The following is a 19,035-nucleotide window of genomic DNA, read 5'->3' on the forward strand; positions in this document are numbered from 1 at the left end:
CGATCTCGCGGGTGGCCTCCTTGTCCTTGGCGGCACCCGTTTGTTGTTCGGCTTGCTGGGCGGTCTGGCTGGCCTGTTCTGCTTTCTGGCCAGCAAGCTGGTCTGCCTGCTTCGCCAGCTCGGCGGCTTCCCGCGCCTGCTGTGCGGCCTTTTGCGCGGCCGCTTTGGCTGCCGCCTCGTTCGCGTTGGGTTGACTGGTCTTCGGCGATCCGGCTTTCAGGCCGGCCGCGCGGGCGGCCAATTCCTGTGCGGGATCAGGTTTGGTCGTATCCTGCGGGACGTCGGCCGCCTTGGCCAGGGTGTCGGCTTTCTGATGAAGGGCCGAGGCGATCCGGGACTGGGTTTCAATGGCCGGCTCTTTTTTGCCGGACTCCAGGTCGCGGGCAGCCTGTCGCATGGCTTCGTTCTGGGCGGTGGCCAGGGGCTCGGTCCGGGCCTGTTCTGCCAGTTGGTTCTGGCGGGTGGCCAGTGCGTGCCACTGGGTGTCCAGTTTTTGCAATTGGTCCGATTCCTCTTTGGTCGCGGCGGCCAGTTCAGTTTGCCGATGGGCCAGTTCCAGGGCCTGGACACTGGCTTGCGTGGTGCGATTACTGATGTCGGCGGCAACCTGGCTCACGGAGTCCGGGTTTTCACGGGCCAGCTTGGCGAGCTCATCCGCCACTCGGTCCTGCTCCTTCTGCCACTCCTTTGCGGCGGCGGTTTGGGCGGCAGACATCGCGTTGGTGGCGGGATCGGTCATGGCTTTTTCCATATCCTGCCGGGTTTGGGCGAGCGCCGCCTGTTTCTCCGCCAGCTGGTCCAGTTCCACGGCACGGTGCACGGCCGAGCGGGCCAGTTCATGATCCTTGATGGCCCGTTCCAGGATATTCTGGGAGGTCGCAATTTCGGCGGTGATGTTGCTGTTGATAGCCATCCGTTCCGCCGGCGTATCCACGAGGCGGATCTGGCCGGCCATATTCTCTGCTTTACTGACATGATTTTCAGCCAGGGCGGTCAGATTGCTGGCAAGGGTCTCAAAGAAGCCCTTGTCGAGATCGGTGGCAATATCCCGTAATGCATTGTCGGTGGCGGCCAGCGTATCCTGCAAGGTGTCAATTTTCCGGGTGGTGTCATCGGTGAGCGGCTGCTGCAGGGTGCGCGGGTTATTCAGGGCGCGGGCCTGCTCGCTGGCCGAGGCGAGTTTTTGCTGAACCTGTTTAAGCCCCTGCTGCACGCGCTGTTCCTGGCTGGCCAGCACCTGTTCAGTCCAGGACTCCGCCTGGCTTTCAAGGAGGATGGTGATCACTTCTGAATCTGAAGACTGGGGTTTGGCGGAGGCTCCCGACCGGGTATCGCAGGCGCGGAGGCGGAAGGAGAAGCGCTGGACGCCGGTGAACAGGGGATCCTCAAGCATCAGGGTGGTTTCGCCGTTGATGAGTCGCAGTGAGCCGTTGGTGGTTGAAGCGGGAAAGGCGAGGGGCCGGATCAGGTCGTCGGTTGAACCCGGGAGCGTTAAGACCATCGCCAGGGCGGTCAGGCCCAGGTCATCCGTGGCACGGTAGGAAACCGGCAGGCGGGTGGCGCGGTTCAGGTGCAGTTCCTTCTGGAGGGGGCTGGTCACCGTAATCACCGGCGGGTTATCCGGGAGGGCCTGGATGGAATGTTCGAAAGGCGAATTGGTCAGGTTGATCTCGTCGGTCAGCCGGAGGGTCCAACCGCCATTCAAGCCCTTGGGAAGCGTCAGGGAAAAGTCGTAGAAAACCGTTTTGCCAACCGTGCGTACCGTTCCCGTAATACTGTTGGTGAGGGTCGGGGAGTTGATCTGGAGTGCGGCCTGCCGTGCGGGTTTGTTGACCTCGGCGGAGATGGTCACTTCAGTGCCGACGAGGGCCCGGATGGTTCCGGATCCGTCGTGTTCATGCTTGACGCCCAGACGGGAGTATTCGGGAAAGCGATAACGGATATCCAGGTGCTCGATGACGGGCGGGGTTGCCACCCGGGCCGTGAAGAACCGGGACAAGGCATCGCCGGCATGGACGCGGTACCGGAAGTCGTTCATCACACTGGGCAGGGTGACGGTAAACCGCCGGCCGGGTTGATTGGTCAAGGGAGGGAGTGCCAGCATGTCGATGACGCTCTCATGGCCCTGCCGATCCACCTGACGGAGTCGTGCGGAGGTGACGACCGGGTTGGCGGTGCGGAGCGAAACCTGCAGGCTGGACCCGGCGGCGATCAGGGTGTCTCCCGGTTCGATCACCAGGTCCATGGCCTGGACGTTGGGGAGATTCAGGAAAGGAGCAGCGGCCCGCGCCAGCAGGAAGCCGGTCTGTCGTGGGCGGACCAGGTAGGAGGCGGCCAGCACCCCCAGTACCAGTAGGGCGGCCACCACGAAGGGGATGGCACCGCGGAATGAGATTTCCCGCCGGGGCTGGATGGTCACCGCTTCGCGTACGGCTTCCGCCGTCAGGGCGGCAATCAAGGTGTCGGATCCGCGGATGGAGGGGAGATCCCGGCTGCTCAGCAGTTGGACGGCGGAACTGATGCGTTCCTGCAATTCCGGGTGATGCGTCTCGATGAGCCGTGCGATCCCGGCAAGAGTGAAGGCGTGCATCAGGGGGCGGATCAGAAACCAGATGGTGGCGCCCACCCAGGTTGAATAGGCCAGACCGGTCATGAGCCAGCGCGGCCAGGGGTCGAGCAGGGTGACGCCGGCGTCCAGCAGCATGATGAGCAGAAACGCGCCGATGCCGGCGGCACAGGAGGCGCACAGGCCGCGGAGGATCACCAGGCGCCGGGTACGCCGGATAAGCCCGCTGAGCGCCGTGACAATCTCGGCGGGCAGCGCAGGGGGCGGGATCTCCTGAATTTTGGTAGGGCGAGGCGTCCCGGCCGGGCCGTCTTGGGAAGAAAATAGGTTCATCAGGGCAGTCTCACTTTCTTGCGCAACATCCACTCGGCGGTCAGGAGCGTCAGGATCAGAAGGAACCAGGGCCATGAATTCCAGAGATCCACCTGACGCCGCTCACGGGTGGTGAGGGTCGCCGGGCCAAGTCGTTTGGCGATGGAATTAAGAGCGGCAGGTTCCAGTACGGCGCCGGCGGTGAGCCCGGCCAAGCTGGTTAGGAGGCCGCGATCGGCCGAGAGTTCAACGGTTTCGGAGTCAGCGGCGGCCGTGACGGAGAATTCAGCGGATACGGGAGAGGGGCTGGCGGAATTAAGCTGGCTGATTCCGGCGGTGTCCAATTCGATGCGGTATAGCCCTTCGGGAAGGGCGCCCAACTCGGCGGCATAGATGCCGGGCGAGCTCTCCCGGTAACTCAGTGTGAAGCGTGTGACCCTCTTGTCACCGGTCCATAAGGTCGCGCCGGGGTTGGCCTTGCTGATGGGCATGAAGTCCGGGGTGGCCAGTCGGGCGGTCACCCGCACCGGGCTGCCTGCGGGGTAACGGGAACGCGAGGTCCCGATCCGGAGTGTGGAAGACCCCGTGGCGATCCGGTCGGAGGTCGCCCAGCGGAGAATCTGGCCCCACAACTTGTGGTGATATTGATCCCCTCGTTTGTAGCGGAGGCGCCAGGTCTGGTCGAATCCGAACATCAGGACGGAGCCGAAGCCGGCCTGATGGCTCACCACGAGGGGGTTGGCCTGTTCGCGCTGTCGTTGTTGCCGGAAGGCTTCGGCATCAGGAATGGAGGCGGGCTGATCATCCCGTTCCGGCGGGAACGGGGTGGCATAGGCGAGCACCGTGGCACTGCTTCTGGCCGTGAGGGAGCCATTGCGCCAGTGGAGGCCGGGAAGGCTGTCCCAGGCTTTCAGGTTGGCGGCCGGGTTGTCATCGAGGTTCATCACCATCGCCTGACGCCCTTCCGCGGTAAGGTTCAGCCGGAACTCCGCTTCCGGTGCGGCCAGAAGCGGGCGGATGGCCGGCTTGAAGGTGACGGGCAGGAGTTCCGCCAGGGGGGTGCCCGTATAGGCCTGGGGCATATACCGGCTCCCGGCGATCACGATCAGTGAGCCGCCCCGGTTGAGGACATAGTGCTGCAGGTGGCGCAGGTTCGACGGGCCGAGCTCATCCGGGGCCACATCCCCCAGGATGATCACGTCGAATTTCATCCATTCCGCCTCATTGGCCGGCAGGAGGGTCGCTTCACATTCCGAGGGGTCTGCCGCAACGGAGGCGGGACGGGGGGGCCGGCCGGTGATCCCGTCGATCTGGTCCGGATGAAGCAGCAGGTACTGGAGGCGCACGTTCTTGTCCCGTTGCATGAACAGGTTTTTAAGAAAACGGAATTCCCACCGCGGGGTGCCATCGATCAGGAGCACGTTCATGGAATCGCTTTCAACGCGTACCGGAATGCTGAACACGTTGTTGCTGAAATCCACTTCGGAGGCAAAGGAGGCGGCTTTGACGGAATAGGCGTGCAGGCCGTTGGTTTTGGGAAGATCGGAAAGCAGGAGCTGCTGCCGGAAGGCGCCGTCGGTTGGCGTCACGGTGTTGGAGGCGACCGGGATGGCGCCATCGAAGAGGGTGACCGTCACGTTGGAGCCGGACAGACCGTCCAGTTTCAAATCCACTGCGAAGGAGACGCGTTCGTTGGTGCTGACGGATTCGGGCGCGGTTACGGTGGCGATGGCGGCGTCGGTGGGGGGCGTGCGGTTTCCGCCCATGACAACGGGGAAGATGGGAATCCGTTGTGTGCCGAAGGTGCGGGCGATGGACTCGACCGAGCTGGCGGTATTGTGCCGGCCATCAGAGAGGAGAATCACTCCGGCGGTTTGTTCCGGGGTGAGGGTTTCGGAAATTTTACTCAGGGCTCCAGCCAGGTCCGTGCTCGGAAGTTGCCGGGGGGCCGGGGCGACCTGGGGGCCGGCCCCGGATGTCTTGAACAGGGTACGGGGTTTTACTTCGGTGGGGAAGGCCCCGAAGGAATAGACCTGAGTCCCATAGTCTGCGTCCAGCTGTTCCAGAATTCCGGGGGTGGCGTGCGAGGACAGGAGGCGCTCCGCCAGCTCACTCCGGCGCAGGGTGGCCACCTGGTCAATGGCCTTCCGGTCTGATTCCGACAAGGTCTGGTAGAAGCTCCGGTCCACCTCATCGCCGATGGGGCGTAACCGTCCTTCCGCCCCGGCCAGGAACGTGGCCGTTTTCCGGAGGGCATCTCGCATCGTTATGGAGTCGGCGGGAGTGGGGGGAACGTTGTCCCAGGCATCAATCTGTTTGATCGCAAGGTCCAGAGGCTGGGTGGCTTCGGCGGTCAGTTGGGATCTGAAGCGCTTCAGATCGCTGATTTGAGTGCTGGCGGCCTTCTGGAGGAACGGGGCGGCGGCCGCGGTGTCCAGGGTTTGAGAGGCTTCCTCGAGGGAGGCCCCGATCTGCTTGAGGGCTTTCCGCTGGGCGGGACCCTGCTGTTTTAATTGACGGGACCGCAGCTCGGGCGTGGCTTCGGACAGGGCATTGAGCCAGTCAGTCCGGGCCAGAAGGGTCTGGCTGATTTCGCCCAGACGGCTGGCGATCAGATCCAGTTGGCAGGTGCGGCGGGCGGCAGGGAGTTGCAGACTCTCGGACAGGCGCAGTTTTTCAGCGGCCGACAGGTTGTTGTCGGGGACCTGCATGGAGGCGCTCACATCCAGCAGCACCACGACGTGGCGCTGGATGTGACGGACTGCGTTGAACACGACCACGGGTTGGCAGAGGATGAGCAGGACGGCCAGGATCGACGAGACCCGCAGGACCGTCAGGGTTCTCCCGGCACGGGGAGAGACGATATTCCGTTCCAAACGGGCGAGTGCCATGACGCCTTCGATCAGGAAGGCGCCAGGCAGCAGGATCGGCCAGAGGCGCCAGGAGGTCGAAAAGACGATGGCATGCTGGGCCACTCCGGCAGCGGCGAAGAGCGTCAGGAATCCGATCACCGATCTGCCGGTGAAGCCCAGCCACTTCCATTGCCCCGTCAGCCCGCGGCTCCAGATGTGAGAGCGGACCCACCCGGCCAGGAGGAGGCAGGTGAATAGGCTGTAGACGGCGAGACTGTTAGGGAATTCGATCATTGCCTAGTAATTCCGTTAGATGTGATTTCATGGCTTGCACGCTTTCCGCCGGGGATTTCAGAGTGACCGGTTTCGCCTGATGCAGATGCCGGTGCAGCGTGATCCAGCGGGTCAGCGCGACTTCGGCCAGGAGGGTGAGCAAGGCGCACAGAATCAGGATTTTCCACAATTCCTGCCCCGGTACCTTCCCCGTGAAGGCGGTGAGGAGTTCCTCCATGGATCCAGGAAGAAACAGGTCGATATGGCTGCGCACGGCGGCGATATCGGCATCGGAGAGGCCGGTGAGCGTGCTTTCCTCGAGCGGGTTTTTAACCGCTTGATTGATGTTCTGCAAGGCGGGGGCAGCCAGGAAATACACCATCTCATGGACGAGCGGGACAAAGCACTTGAGCGAGGAGAGGTTGCTGTCGCGGCGATCAAAGGCCATGGGCAGCATCAGGACTTCGCCCTTGCCGAGCGGGTGCTCCAGAAGCCAGGGGGCACCGGATTCAAGTTTGCCACCGACTCGGATCTCGCTGGACGCAGGATCCAGTGCCAGTTTCCAGTAGCCGGCGATCAGGCCGAGCCGGGCATCGGATTGATCCGGTTGTGCCACCAGCTGGACGGCGGGATGGGTGAAGGACTTGAGGTCCAGCTTCAGCGGATCCGGCGGGTAGATGCGTTGCTCGAGCCGGGCAGGGAGGATGGGCTCGCCGGCGGGGGTCTGCCAGGCGTTGTAGAAAGCCGGTTCAGCCCGGGCGCCCGGTGTCACGAGCAGTCCGCCGCCCGCCTTGACAAAGGCAGACACCCGGTCGGCTTCGGTGGCCGGCAGGCGTGAAACATCGGCCATGATGATCACACGGTAAGGGCTCAGATCCTTGATCGTCCCGATATCAGCGGCCTCGACAATCGTGGGCTTAACCAGAAAGGACGATTCCGGGGAACCGGCCCCTTGGCCTGAGGTGGCTTCGCGCGGGGTTAATGCGCTCCGGATGAGGCTTGCCGTTTTGCGGAAGAAAAAGCGCTCCGTGGAGGCCCCTTCGACCAGGAGGACCGGCAGGCGTTCCAGGACCTGGACCTTCTGTTCGAGCACATTGTCCGCCGGAAGATCATCTTCCGTCATCAGCCTGGCCTGGACGAGTTGAGGGCCGGGGGCCTCGAATCGATGAGGGAACAGGAACGTCTCGGAGGTCTGAGGCATCAAGTCCTTCATGATGGGAATGCGTTCGGGCGGTTGGCCGGCCACACTCAATTCCAGAGCGGTAGGGTGGACGGCGACCGTGCCGGAGTTGGCAATGCTCACCTCGATTTTCACGGGGCGATCGGTGCCGATGATTGAACGTGACAGTCTGATTTCCGAGACCAGTGCGTTGCGGAACCCTTCCGGTTGAGGCAGGCGGCGGCAGATGACCCGCGGCGGGGCGGGGAGTTGGGTGAAGTTGGAAGCCAGAAACGCCCAGCGGGCGCTGGACTGGGGATCCCATCCCGTGACCTGGCCGTCAGTGAAGAGCACGACGGACTTGGTGACATTGGGGCCATCGGCCAGGAGGGAGGCCGCCAGGTTCAGGGCTTCCAGCGCGGCCATGATGCCGCCAGTGGGTTTGCAGTCCGGGCCGGCCAGGGCGCGCAATAGCTCCTGTCGGTCTGACGTAGGGCGACTGATCAGTGCCCGGGGGACCGGACCGGCCAGGATAATGGCCAGGGCGTCACCCGGACGGGCCTGCTCGATCAGGAGGCGGGCTTCCTGGATCGCCTGGTTGAAATGGCTTTGTCCGTTGGCGACCAGGGTCATGGAGAGCGAGGCATCGAGGATGATCACCGTATCGCCTCCGCCGGACGCCGTCATCCAGCGGCGGGCCTGGATCCGCTGTTCCAGGAGAGTGGCCAGCACGGCGATGATCAGCAGGACGGCGGCGGTTTTCAGGAGCCGGCCGCGTAGCTTGACATTGGGCCAGATGACGGTGGCGATGCCGGCGCAGAGCACGGCGAGCAGCATACCGGGCAGGATGAGGACCCAGGGCACGGCGGACATACTGGGAAGGAACGGGCGCGCCATGGCCAACGCCAGGGCGGTCAGCGCCAGGCAACGTAAGCACAGGAGAATGCCGTCTTCAATTTTCACCCGGCGACTCCGGGCGGTCATCGAGGCCATCAGGAACTGCATGGCCCCCCACGCGATAGGACGGGGCTTGCTCCGGTTCATCAGATGAATGAGGATCGGGATGGCGATGGCCGCCAGGCCAAATAAGATTAATGGATTCAGGAATGTCATGAAGGCGCCCCCACACAGCGGGCAGTGGGCAGTGGGCAGTGGGCAGTAAGCAGTGAGCAGTGAGCAGAGGGCAGTGGGCAGGAAGCAAAAAACTGTCTTCTGCCTTCTGTCCACTGCCTACTGCTCGCTGCCCACTGTCCACTGCTCACCGGCTTTCTCATCGCTTCACCAGGCTCTTCCGGTGTGCCAGATAGCTGGCCAGGGCCAGGTCAAAATCCTGATGGGTTGAGAAGGGGACATAGTCGATCCGCATCTCGCCGCAGCCTTTTTCGATCCTATTAAGAAAGGATCGGACTTCGCTCAGATAAGCAGAGCGCAGGGACTCCGGATCGATTTCCAAATGGTTTCCTGATTGCTCCAGATCGCGGAACTGGCTCCAGTGCTTGAACGGGAAGGTCAGTTCTTCATCTGCCATCACATGCATGAGAATGACCTCGTGCTTGCGGAAGCGGAAGTGATGGAGCGCCTTGAGGAGGTTCTCCGGGTTATCAAACAGGTCGGAGATGATGATCAGGAGGCCGCGGCGATGGACCCGTTCAGCCACCTCGTGGAAGACCGGGGCGAGAGCCGATTCCTCGCCGGGTTTCGTTTTGAACAGTTCCTCCAGCAGGACACTCATGTGATTGGTCCGGGTCCGGCAGGGAAGGTAGCGGCGGATCGCCGTGTCAAAGGTCACCAGGCCGACCGCATCCTGCTGATTCAGGAGCAGGCGCACCAGGCTGGCGGCGAGAAACCGGCCGTACTCGAATTTGCTGAGGGGTTGGCCCTGGTGTTTGGCGGCGTTTTCGCCGCGATAGCCCATGGATCCCGAAGCATCCAGCAGAATGGTGGCCCGGAGGTTGGTCTCCTCGATATACTGCTTGATGTAATAGCGGTCGGACTTGGCATAGACTTGCCAGTCGAGATCGCGGAGGTCGTCGCCCGGCGCATATTCCCGGTGTTCGGCAAATTCGGCCGAATAGCCGCGGTAGGGGCTTTTGTGCCGCCCGGAAATGAATCCCTCCACCGTTTGCCGGGCGAGCAGTTCAAGCCGGTTGATCTTGGCCATCGCCTCAGGATCCAGTAACTGGAAGTGGGCCGGAACGGAGGTCGAAGGGCTTTGGGGGGCGTCAATCATGTTTCACTCTTAATCGTAATCTTAATCATAATCGTAATCATTCTTGGGGGTGGCTATTGTCCAGAGGAATAAAAAGATTAAGATTAAGATTACGATTATGATGGTTAAGTCAGCGATCCGGACGCCGACGGTTTGATTTCTTCCAGCAGCCGCTGGACAATCTGGTCGGTGGTGATGCCGGTGGCATCCGCATTGAAGGTGGGCACGATGCGGTGCCGCAGGACGCACACGGCCAGCTCGCGAACATCTTCCGTGGTGGCGTGATAACGCCCGTGCAGGATGGCGCGGGCTTTGGCGGCCATCATCAAGTTGATGGTGGCACGCGGGCCGGCTCCCCACTGGATGAGTTCCCGCACAAACGCCGGGGAGTCGGGTCCGGGGCGGGTGGCCCGGGCCAGATCGCGGGCGTACTCAAACACATGATCGGCGGCCGGAACGCGGCGGACGATCTCCTGCAGCTTAAGGATGTCCTCGCCGGACAACACCGGTTCAAGCTGGGCCTTGTACGTGCCGGTGACTTGCTTGGCAATCGCCAGCTCCTCGGCGGCGGTGGGGTAACCCACCTTGATCATGAACATGAAGCGGTCCAGCTGGGCTTCGGGCAGGGGATAGGTTCCCTCCTGTTCAATGGGGTTCTGGGTCGCGAGAACAAAGAAGGGGTCAGGGAGTTTGAAGCTGGCTCCGCCCACGGTGACGATCCGCTCCTGCATGGCTTCCAGCAGCGCGGCCTGGGTCTTGGGCGGCGTCCGATTGATTTCGTCGGCCAGAACCATGTTGGCGAACAAGGGGCCATGAACAAACCGGAAGGCCCGCTTGCCCGTGGTGCGATCCTCTTCGAGGACATCAGTGCCGGTAATGTCGGCGGGCATCAGGTCGGGGGTGAACTGGATGCGCTTGAATGACAAATCCATCACCCGGGAGAGGGTGCTCACCAGCAGGGTCTTGGCAAGGCCCGGAACGCCGACCAGCAGCGCATGGCCCCGGCAGAAGATGGCCACGAGGACCTCTTCGACCACCTTGTCCTGGCCGACAATGGCCTGGCGGACCTCCTTCGTCAATTTTTCGTAGGCGACATTCAGCGCTTTGACTGTTTCGATGTCGCCCTGGGTGGCAGGCGGTGGGACGGCGTTGGCATGTTCTTCAATGTTCGACATAGCGGCTCCTTTTGATGTGTCAGTTATTTAGCACGAGGTGTGCCATGATTCATTCTTCTAGTCTTAATCGTAATCGTAATCCTAATCGTAATCTTTTCCGGGGCAGAGGATTACGATTAGGATTACGATTACGATTATGATTAAGAGTGCGATGATGACGGGCGCCAGGGTTGTGTTGCACAGTATGCAGTTAGCGGGGTTAGGTGCATTCTGTTGTATGCAGTTTCGTGTTGACGGTGAGGGGAGGGCGGCGTAGCCTCAAGATCACCATTATGACTAAGACAGCCATCAAGCGTTCGGTCCGAAGCGGACTCCAGACGGTCATGCTCCCCGGCAAGGGGGCACCACGTGCCTTGCAGTTGAAAAAGGCGAAACTCCTGATGATCAGCAGTACCGAACGGGGACGTGAAGTCCCGATCGACAAGGATGTATTTACGATCGGCGCGGGCGCACAGAACGACCTGATTGTGACGGATGCGGCGGCCTCGCGCCGGCATTGCGAGATTCATCAGCGTGAAGAGGGCTTCTTTTTGCGGGATCTGGGCAGCACCAATGGCACGATGGTGCAGGGGGTCCGGGTCTGTGAGGTGTATCTGACCCAGGGGGTGGAATTCCAGGTGGGGACGACGCGGATGGTGTTCAGTCCGCTGCAGGAAACGATGTCCTATCCCTTGAGTGACTTGGAGCAGTTCGGGCGGTTGAACGGGGTGAGTGCGGCGATGCGCCGGGTCTTTCATCTGGCGGAGACCTATGCCCGGAGCGATGCGGCCATTCTGATTCAAGGGGAGACGGGAACGGGCAAGGAACTCCTGGCCGAGGCGCTGCATGCGCATAGTCCCCGGAGCAAGAAGCCGTTTGTGGTCATTGACTGCGGCGCGTTGGCGACCGGGGTGATCGAAAGCGAATTATTCGGACATGCGAAAGGGGCGTTCACGGGGGCGGGTGCAGAGCGGGTAGGGGCTTTCGAGGCCGCGCATGGAGGGACGGTGTTCCTGGATGAGATTGGCGAGTTGGACCTGTCGTTACAGCCGAAACTGCTACGCGTATTGGAAAAGAAAGAAGTGCGGCGGTTGGGGGCGAATACGGTGCGCCCAGTGGATGTGCGGATCATTGCGGCCTCGAACCGCAACCTGGAGAGGGAGGTCCGTGAGGGCCGGTTCCGTGAAGACCTCTTTTACCGGCTGTCGATTGTGAAAATTGAACTGCCGCCGCTGCGGCAGCGGAAGGATGACATCCCGCTGCTGGTACGCTGCATCCTGAAAGACCTCACGGGGTCCGATGATGTGACGGCCTGGGCGGAGTTTGAGAAAAGTATGACCCTGTTCCGGCAGCATGACTGGCCGGGGAATGCCCGTGAGTTGAGAAATGTGATCGAGATGGCGGTACGCGGTTCGACGGGGGCCATTGATCTGGGGGCCTGCCTCTCACTGGGGCGTATGGGCGCAACGAATCCTGACGCTGGGGCGGATGACCAGTCGGACCTGCCCTTCAAGGAAGCCAAGAACCAGTTGGTTGACCAGTTTGAGAAAGACTATCTGGTGAAATTACTGGATCGCAATGACGGCAATATTTCCCGTGCCGCGCGGGAAGCGCAGATTGAGCGCGCCTATCTGCAACGGTTGGTGCGCAAGCATGAATTGAACGGCAAGGATTGAGGTTATTATATTGTCTTTATTGTTGAAATATCGTATGAAGAAGACTATATATTATCCTTATGGAATTGCTGAATCAATTGATGCCAGAAGAGATGTCGGTAGCCCTGGGGGCCAAAGCGAAGGCGTTGAGGCTGTTAGCTGGATGGAAGCGCCTGACGTTGGCTGAGCGGGCAGGGGTTTCCGGGGCGTCACTCAAACGGTTTGAGCAAACGGGGCAGGCGTCGTTGGAACTTGTTTTGCGTGTCGCCTTTTCCCTAGGCCGACTGGAGGAGTTCGGAACGTTGCTCGGCCCTCCGCCTGCCCGGAGTATCGATGAATTGGACCGGCGTTTACGGCAGCCTCTGCCAAAGCGGGGAGTGCGGTGAAGCGGCTAACTGTGCGTTATCATAGGGCGCCCGGCCAGGTCATTCCCGTGGGAGAGTTAGCGGAAGACCGGGGGCGCTACTTTTTCGAGTTTGACGAGGCCTTCATCACGCAGGGGGACCCGCTCTCGCCCTTCAAGTTGCCGGTGGTACCTGGGTTACAAACATTCCCGCAGTTGCCGGGAGTGTTTGATGATGCGCTTCCGGATGGGTGGGGGCGTTTGTTGATGGACAGGTTCCTGCGTCAGAGAGGGGCCTCGTCGGCAGCCTTTACCGAGTTGGACCGCTTGGCATGGATGGGAGAGAGTGCCCTTGGCGCGCTCTCCTTCCATCCTTCTTCACGAGAGTCAGATGAGGGTGTGAAGGGGGGGGAACTGGGGCGGTTGGCGAGGGAGGCTCAAGCCGTGTTGGAAGGGGACGCCGCAGTTGTTTTGCCTGAACTCCTGCAGGCCGGTGGCTCACCCGGCGGGGCACGGCCAAAAGTGCTGGCCGGGGTCTGTGGTGGAGACCTTGTTACGGGGCCGGAGCCGTATCCCGGAGGGTATGCCCCGTGGTTGGTTAAATTTTTTGCGAGGACTGACTCACCGGATACGGGAGCGGTGGAGGCGGCTTACGCCCTCATGGCCCGGGCGGCGGGAATTTCATTTCCGGAGCACAGGCTGTTCGAGGTTCGGGAGGGCCGCTTTTTTGGCGTCAGGAGGTTTGACCGGGAGGGGCCGCGGCGCATTCACATGCACAGTCTGGGGAACCTGACCGGAGCCAACTTCCGCCTGCCCTGTTTTGATTATCAGGATATCCACAAAGTGGTGCGCCTTTTAACGGGGAATATGGGGGAGGTTCGGAAGATTTACCGGCTGATGGTTTTCAACGTGCTGGCTCACAACCGGGATGACCATGTGAAGAATTTCGCTTTTCTTTACAAGCCGGAGGAGGGGTGGATGCTGGCCCCGGGGTTTGACCTGACCTTTACCGAAGGGCCCGGTGGTGAACACACGACGTCGGTTTGCGGAGAAGGACGGGCACCCGGTCAGGAGCAGTTCCGCCGTGTTGCAGCAGGGGCCGGTATTGGCGCACCCGAAGCCGCGCAGATCGAGGACGAGGTTCGTGCGGCTGTAAAACGGTGGCCCTCCTTTGCACGGGATTGTGGTGTGCTCAAGCCGACCCTGGATCGGATCGGGAAAATCCTGTTAGCAGGATAGAAAAGCCATTAGGTATTCAGTTCAACAGGGCTGATTTTTTTCTTTGAGTGCGACAGAACGTCAGGCTGTCGCGTAGCCGGTTTTCCGCTGGGCCGAAGAGATAGCAGAGCCAATCCTGAAAGGCTTTCCCGTGATAGCGTTTTGAGAAATGCGTCTGGATCCGACGTCGTAGCGTGATGATCTCTTTCTCGCATCGTTCATGATCTTGAATTAAGCGTTGCCACTGGAGGGGTGGAAGGCGCCGGGAGGCGCCGAACCAGACGCTTTCCTCGCAGGCAAAGGCGCATTTGCGCTGGAGTTCCAGTGTCATGACCATGAGGGTGAGACTTTGCCATTCATAACGATGGGTTTTAATACGGGGCAGCCAGCGCCGGATGATTTCGAGGATCGGTTTCCCTGGCGCTGATCCCTCCCGGAATTGACTGATGCTCCAGAGGAGCTTTTCAAGCGGTTTGTCCGGGATGCCGCTCCAGAATTGAGGCGGCCTTGCGCCCATGAGTTGGGTGCAACTGGTGATGGAGGGCCAGCAGAGATCAATATTGAAATTCGGGGGACTGAACGAATTACCGCGAGCCCAGGAGGTCACACAGAGGCCCATTTGACGGTTTCTGTGGATAGCCTGACTCCACGCCTCGATATTTTCAAACCGCTTCCGGAACGAGGGGAGCACGGCCCCGTCGGCGCTGACCCGGCCCGCTGCGGCGCCGATGACACGGAATCCAAGCTTGGTGAAATAGTCTACCTGCCACAGCGTCTTGAAGCGTCCGTTCCGATAATAAGGTTTGATGACACGCCTGATGTCCTGGGGCAAATCCTCTACAAACTTGGTGTCCTGATGAATCATTCCCCCATGGCCATTCTGGGCCTCCAGAGCCGTTTTCCGCCCGATCCGAGGCCCAAGGATCTGCCCCTGCTGCATCCACTCACCCCGTGCGGTGTAGTCCCAAGGCATAAGGATGATACGATCTTTGAACCGAGCCAAAGGGTTGTCCACCTGGAAGTGGTTTTCTATCATATCGGTGAATATAATCGGGGTTTTGCCGAACTTTTCCACCCAATCGCATAACTCTTCCAAGTACTCCATAAAAACGGGAAGGACGGCTCCCCGTTTTCGGACAAGAGAACTTTCGTTCAGATGCCGAGCTTCATCCATGCCCAGATGAATGAAGCGGCTATCAGGATGGGCTTCTATGACCTGGCGCAGCATTTCCCGGATAAACGCCCTTGCCTTGGGTTTGTCCAACCGCAGGGTAGAGGGATATTCCTGGTTTTGAGCGAATCCCGCATAACATTTCCATCTCAACAGGTACTCAAGATGTCCCAGGCACTGCTGCAGGGGGATGATTTCAATACCACACTGGTTCGCTTCCGTTATGAATGCCGTGAGCGATGCGGTTGTGAAAGCCGTTTTGGGATCCCAGGCCACACGCACAGGTGGGGTAAAGGGAAAGGTATCCTCGTATTCCACGAGAACCTTGTTAATTCCCTGCCCGGCTAAATCTGCGAGCAGTTGCGGAATGTGGTTAGATCGAATCTGGACGCCCTTGAGATCCAAATGGTAGGCGATAATAGGCGGCGTCATAGTGGTTTTGTCCGGTCGCATGGCGTGCTCCTGCTCATAACTGTCATTCGTAATATCAATACGCTATGTATATGCGGATTGCAATAGATAATAGTATATTGTCTTACGACGGTGGTTGTGCTATTTTGAAACAACAAATCGATGGAATGGACCAATATGCAATTAGCGGGAATTTTCGGGGATCACATGGTGTTGCAACGTGGAATCCCGTTGCCGGTATGGGGGTGGGGTGAACCGGGGGAGGCGGTGATCGTTCTCCTCGCGGGGCATGTTGAGAGTGCCATTGTCGGTGTGAGCGGGGCGTGGCGGATGACGCTTCCGGCCTTGGAGGCGGGTGGTCCGTTTGAACTGGTGGTCTCCGCGACCAGAGAGATCCGTGTCCGCGATATCATGGTCGGTGAAGTCTGGATCTGTTCAGGTCAATCTAACATGGAGATGGGCGTCCGTGATGCCGCTGATGGTGTAAACGAAGTGACGGCGGCCGACCAGCCTGGCATTCGCCTTTTTACCGTCCCCAAGCAGGCGAAAATTGCGCCGACTTCCGATGTCACGGCGGCCTGGTCGGTGTGTGGTCCGGATACCGTGGGCTCATTTTCCGCAACCGCCTACTATTTCGGGCGGGAACTTCAGCGTGCGCTCGGCGTCCCCATTGGCTTGATCAATTCCTCCTGGGGCGGAACCCGGATTGAAGCGTGGACCAGCCGGGATGCGCTTCTCGGAATTGAGGAGTGCCGGGAGGAACTACTGACGTATGAGCGGATCCAGACGGATCCCGTCGCCTTGGCGGAAGAGCACGCCCAACGCTTGTTGGAGCGTAAGGACTGGGAGGAAGCGAATCTCCCGAAGGATACAGGTAACTCAGGCTACACCCTGGGATGGGCGGCCCCGGAGTGGGATCAGACCGGTTGGGGAAAAATGAACCTGCCCGGGTACTGGCAACCTGCCGGGCATCCGATCAGTGGCGTATTTTGGTTCCGCCGTGAAGTGGTAGTCACGGAAGCGGATGCAGGGCGTGACCTGCTTCTCAGTCTTGGGCCAATCGACAAGACCGATGTCACCTATTTCAATGGGGAGGAGATCGGACGCATCGGCAAGGACACGCCGTCTTTCTGGTCCGTTGCCCGTCAGTATCGGGTGCCTGGCCGGTTGGTGCAGGTCGGTCGGAATGTGATCGCCGTACGCGTCATGTCCGATTGCTATGCCGGCGGGTTTGGCGGCCGGGCCGAAGCCCTGCGGCTTACGACGCTGGATGAGACCCGGACGATTGCGCGCCTGGTTGGGCCTTGGCGCTACCGGATTGAACAGGATTTCGGGGAGATCCTGCGGCCGCGTGAACCGTTTGCGCCTTTTGGAGACGGTAATCCCAACAGCCCCACGATTTTATATCAGGGGATGATCTCCCCCGTTGCCCCCTTCGGTTTGCGGGGCGCCATCTGGTATCAAGGCGAATCGAATTCCGAGGCCCCCGGCCGCTATCGTCAGCAATTGCCCGCGCTCATCCGCGACTGGCGTGCCATGTGGAATCAGGCGTCTTTTGCATTTCTCTTTGTGCAGTTGCCGAACTATGGGTTCAGGGATGAACAGGGGCGGAGTTCCTGGGCCGAGATTCGTGAAGCCCAATCGATGGCCCTTGCGCTACCTGAGACGGGCATGGCTGTCACCATCGACATTGGAGATGAGTCAAATATTCATCCGCAGAACAAACAGGATGTCGGGCGACGGCTGGCGCTATCCGCCCTCGGGGGTGTTTACCAGCGAAGGGATATTGTTGCGTGTGGCCCCTTGTTCAAGTCGTGTTCATTCCGGGGTAACGAAGCGCACATTGTTTTTACGCATACCGGGAGCGGGTTGGTCGCGAAGGAGGGCGGTCTCCATGGATTTACCATGGCCGGGGAAGATCGCCGGTTTATTCCGGCTAACGCGGTAATCGGGCTCGATGGAGTCGCTGTCTCCAGCACGGCTGTCCCGCATCCCGTGGCCGTGCGCTATGCCTGGGCCAACAACCCGGCTGCGACTCTATTTAATCAGGCGGGTCTACCCGCATCACCGTTCAGAACTGATGATTGGATGCCATGATGAAAAGAATGAGAATATTATGAACAACCGAACCTATTGCAATCCGTTGGCATTACCTGATTACCCCCGTGGGAAATATTGCCGGGACAAGGAAAACAAGACCTATGGGTGGCTCAATAACGGGGCACGCCGCGATTTCAGGGAGACGGCTGATCCCAGTGTTTTGTATTACGAAAATAAGTGGTATCTCTACCCTTCCGCGGGAATGGTCTGGGTGAGTGAAGATTTCTGTTCCTGGGAACATATACAGATGAATTTGGAGGACGTGGGCTATGCGCCCACGATCATGCTTCATCAGGACGCATTTTATCTCACAGCCTCAGATCGTGAACATCCTTGCCTGTATCGTGCCGATACGCCCTTGGGCCCTTGGATAAACTGTGGCGCGATTGTCGATGAACAGGGGCGAACCCCACCGGCATTTTGGGATCCCATGTATTTTTCTGATGATGACGGTTCGGTCTATCTCTATTGGGGATGCGGGGGGGCCGGGATCTATGGCATGCAGATGGATCCTGCCGCGCCGCAAAAAGCCGTCACGGCTCCGGAAATCTTGTTTTCCTACAACCCTGCTCACGTCTGGGAACGGTATGGATGTCATAATGAGGACCCGTCCCGAAGCTGGGTGGAAGGGCCTTGGATGTTCAAGCATGGCCACACTTATTATTTGACCTATTGTGCGCCGGCGACGCAATTATCCTCCTATGCCATGGGGGTCTATGTTTCGGACCACCCCATGGGGCCTTTTCGTTATGCCGAACACAATCCCTTTTTGCGTGATCCGCATGGTCTCGTCCAGGGGCCGGGGCATGGGTGTCTCGTTAAAGGACCTTCCCATACAATCTGGGCGTTTTATACCTGCCTGGTTTGCTATCATCACATCTTCGAGCGGCGAATTGGCATGGATCCGGTGGGGTTTGATGGAGACGGCCAGCTCGTTTGTTTCGGCGCCTCCGAATGGCCCCAGTGGGCGCCCGGCATGAAAGCGGATCCCTTGCGGGAGGGCGATACAGGCTGGCTTCCTTTGTGCGCAAGAAAGATTACCCGGGTGTCCAGTGAGGCGGAGGGTCATGTTTCGTCCTATGCCGTGGATGGATCGATGCGCACCTGGTGGCAGGCTGGCCGTGAGGATCGGGAGCCATGGTTGCAAGTGGATCTGGGGGCTCCGTTCAAGGTCCAGGCGCTGCGGATTTGCTGGGTAGAGCCGGGGTTGGACTACGAGCACGGAGTTTTGCCGGGGCCGTTTCAATACAAGGTGTTGATCCAAAGTAGCCTGGATGGCGCATGGGTTTTGCTGCTGGATCGCACAGGAAATAAGGATGATCTGCTGATCGATTACCAGGAATTGGCGCCGACGGAAGTGCGCGCCGTAAAACTTTGCATGGTGGGTTGGCCTCCAGGGATGGGACTCGGGGTGATCGATTTTCAGCTTTTCGGGACTGGCGTTACCGGCGCTGCGGGGTAATGCATGCGCAAACAGTGCCATCCTGTTTGCGCATGCACTGAGCCTATGCGATTGCCGGAAAGACCGGCTTGCCCTGCATATTCGCAGATATTTTTCAAGCGACGACCGCTTATCAAAGCGAGCCCATTCCTTTTTCTTTTCCGTCATTTC

At 60.0% G+C, this 19,035-nt stretch carries 11 protein-coding genes; 5 read left to right on the forward strand and 6 right to left on the reverse strand.

What is annotated here, in order from left to right:
- The 5 genes from WCS52_15465 to WCS52_15485 all read right to left on the reverse strand — a co-directional run.
- Nucleotides 1-2,899, reverse strand: a 2,899-nt coding sequence (locus WCS52_15465; protein MEI6168581.1) for a hypothetical protein, incomplete at its 3' end; no start/stop codon positions are given.
- The gene (locus tag WCS52_15470; GenBank protein ID MEI6168582.1) at nt 2,899-6,024 is read right to left on the reverse strand and encodes a hypothetical protein; all 3,126 of its coding nucleotides are present in this window, start codon (nt 6,022-6,024) and stop codon (nt 2,899-2,901) included. The genes WCS52_15465 and WCS52_15470, both read right to left, overlap by 1 nt.
- Nucleotides 6,008-8,275 (reverse strand): BatA domain-containing protein, encoded by a 2,268-nt coding sequence (locus WCS52_15475; protein ID MEI6168583.1) that lies wholly within the window; start codon nt 8,273-8,275, stop codon nt 6,008-6,010. The genes WCS52_15470 and WCS52_15475 overlap by 17 nt, the downstream gene beginning before the upstream one ends.
- 157 nt (nt 8,276-8,432) lie before the next feature.
- Nucleotides 8,433-9,392: a DUF58 domain-containing protein gene (locus tag WCS52_15480; protein ID MEI6168584.1), complete on the reverse strand. Its 960-nt coding sequence runs from the start codon at nt 9,390-9,392 to the stop codon at nt 8,433-8,435.
- 104 nt (nt 9,393-9,496) lie between these two features.
- Nucleotides 9,497-10,546 (reverse strand): MoxR family ATPase, encoded by a 1,050-nt coding sequence (locus WCS52_15485; GenBank protein ID MEI6168585.1) that lies wholly within the window; start codon nt 10,544-10,546, stop codon nt 9,497-9,499.
- A gap of 272 nt (nt 10,547-10,818) precedes the next feature.
- On the opposite strand from WCS52_15485, the gene WCS52_15490 reads away from it, so the two are divergent.
- Genes WCS52_15490 through WCS52_15500 form a run of 3 tightly spaced genes read left to right on the forward strand, consistent with a single transcriptional unit; the run spans nt 10,819 to nt 13,762 of the window.
- Nucleotides 10,819-12,201 carry a sigma 54-interacting transcriptional regulator gene (locus WCS52_15490; GenBank protein MEI6168586.1) on the forward strand — a complete coding sequence of 461 codons (1,383 nt, stop codon included), beginning with the start codon at nt 10,819-10,821 and terminating at the stop codon, nt 12,199-12,201.
- A 59-nt stretch (nt 12,202-12,260) separates the two neighbouring features.
- Nucleotides 12,261-12,566, forward strand: coding sequence for an XRE family transcriptional regulator (locus WCS52_15495; protein MEI6168587.1), 306 nt, complete (start codon nt 12,261-12,263; stop codon nt 12,564-12,566).
- On the forward strand, nt 12,563-13,762 hold the full coding sequence (locus WCS52_15500) for a type II toxin-antitoxin system HipA family toxin (protein ID MEI6168588.1): 1,200 nt from the start codon (nt 12,563-12,565) through the stop codon (nt 13,760-13,762). Before WCS52_15495 ends, WCS52_15500 begins: the two co-directional genes overlap by 4 nt.
- Nucleotides 13,763-13,778: 16 nt before the next feature.
- Here WCS52_15500 and WCS52_15505 read toward each other — a convergent pair whose 3' ends face one another.
- The gene (locus WCS52_15505; protein MEI6168589.1) at nt 13,779-15,365 is read right to left on the reverse strand and encodes a family 20 glycosylhydrolase; all 1,587 of its coding nucleotides are present in this window, start codon (nt 15,363-15,365) and stop codon (nt 13,779-13,781) included.
- A gap of 135 nt (nt 15,366-15,500) precedes the next feature.
- Here WCS52_15505 and WCS52_15510 point away from each other — a divergent pair, with 135 nt between their 5' ends.
- Nucleotides 15,501-17,420 carry a sialate O-acetylesterase gene (locus WCS52_15510; protein MEI6168590.1) on the forward strand — a complete coding sequence of 640 codons (1,920 nt, stop codon included), beginning with the start codon at nt 15,501-15,503 and terminating at the stop codon, nt 17,418-17,420.
- 19 nt (nt 17,421-17,439) lie between these two features.
- Nucleotides 17,440-18,885 carry a family 43 glycosylhydrolase gene (locus WCS52_15515; protein MEI6168591.1) on the forward strand — a complete coding sequence of 482 codons (1,446 nt, stop codon included), beginning with the start codon at nt 17,440-17,442 and terminating at the stop codon, nt 18,883-18,885.
- Nucleotides 18,886-19,035 lie beyond the last annotated feature (150 nt).

This window comes from bacterium (assembly GCA_037128595.1).
Lineage (GTDB): Bacteria > Verrucomicrobiota > Kiritimatiellia > CAIKKV01 > CAITUY01 > JAABPW01.

What these genes read in the sequence shown, in the direction of transcription:
- WCS52_15470 (MEI6168582.1), bottom strand. Translation starts at nt 6,024, where the DNA reads ATGATCGAATTCCCTAACAGTCTCGCCGTCTACAGCCTATTCACCTGC.
- WCS52_15475 (MEI6168583.1), bottom strand. Translation starts at nt 8,275, where the DNA reads ATGACATTCCTGAATCCATTAATCTTATTTGGCCTGGCGGCCATCGCC.
- WCS52_15480 (MEI6168584.1), bottom strand. Translation starts at nt 9,392, where the DNA reads ATGATTGACGCCCCCCAAAGCCCTTCGACCTCCGTTCCGGCCCACTTC.
- WCS52_15485 (MEI6168585.1), bottom strand. Translation starts at nt 10,546, where the DNA reads ATGTCGAACATTGAAGAACATGCCAACGCCGTCCCACCGCCTGCCACC.
- WCS52_15490 (MEI6168586.1), top strand. Translation starts at nt 10,819, where the DNA reads ATGACTAAGACAGCCATCAAGCGTTCGGTCCGAAGCGGACTCCAGACG.
- WCS52_15495 (MEI6168587.1), top strand. Translation starts at nt 12,261, where the DNA reads ATGGAATTGCTGAATCAATTGATGCCAGAAGAGATGTCGGTAGCCCTG.
- WCS52_15505 (MEI6168589.1), bottom strand. Translation starts at nt 15,365, where the DNA reads ATGCGACCGGACAAAACCACTATGACGCCGCCTATTATCGCCTACCAT.
- WCS52_15510 (MEI6168590.1), top strand. Translation starts at nt 15,501, where the DNA reads ATGCAATTAGCGGGAATTTTCGGGGATCACATGGTGTTGCAACGTGGA.
- WCS52_15515 (MEI6168591.1), top strand. Translation starts at nt 17,440, where the DNA reads ATGAACAACCGAACCTATTGCAATCCGTTGGCATTACCTGATTACCCC.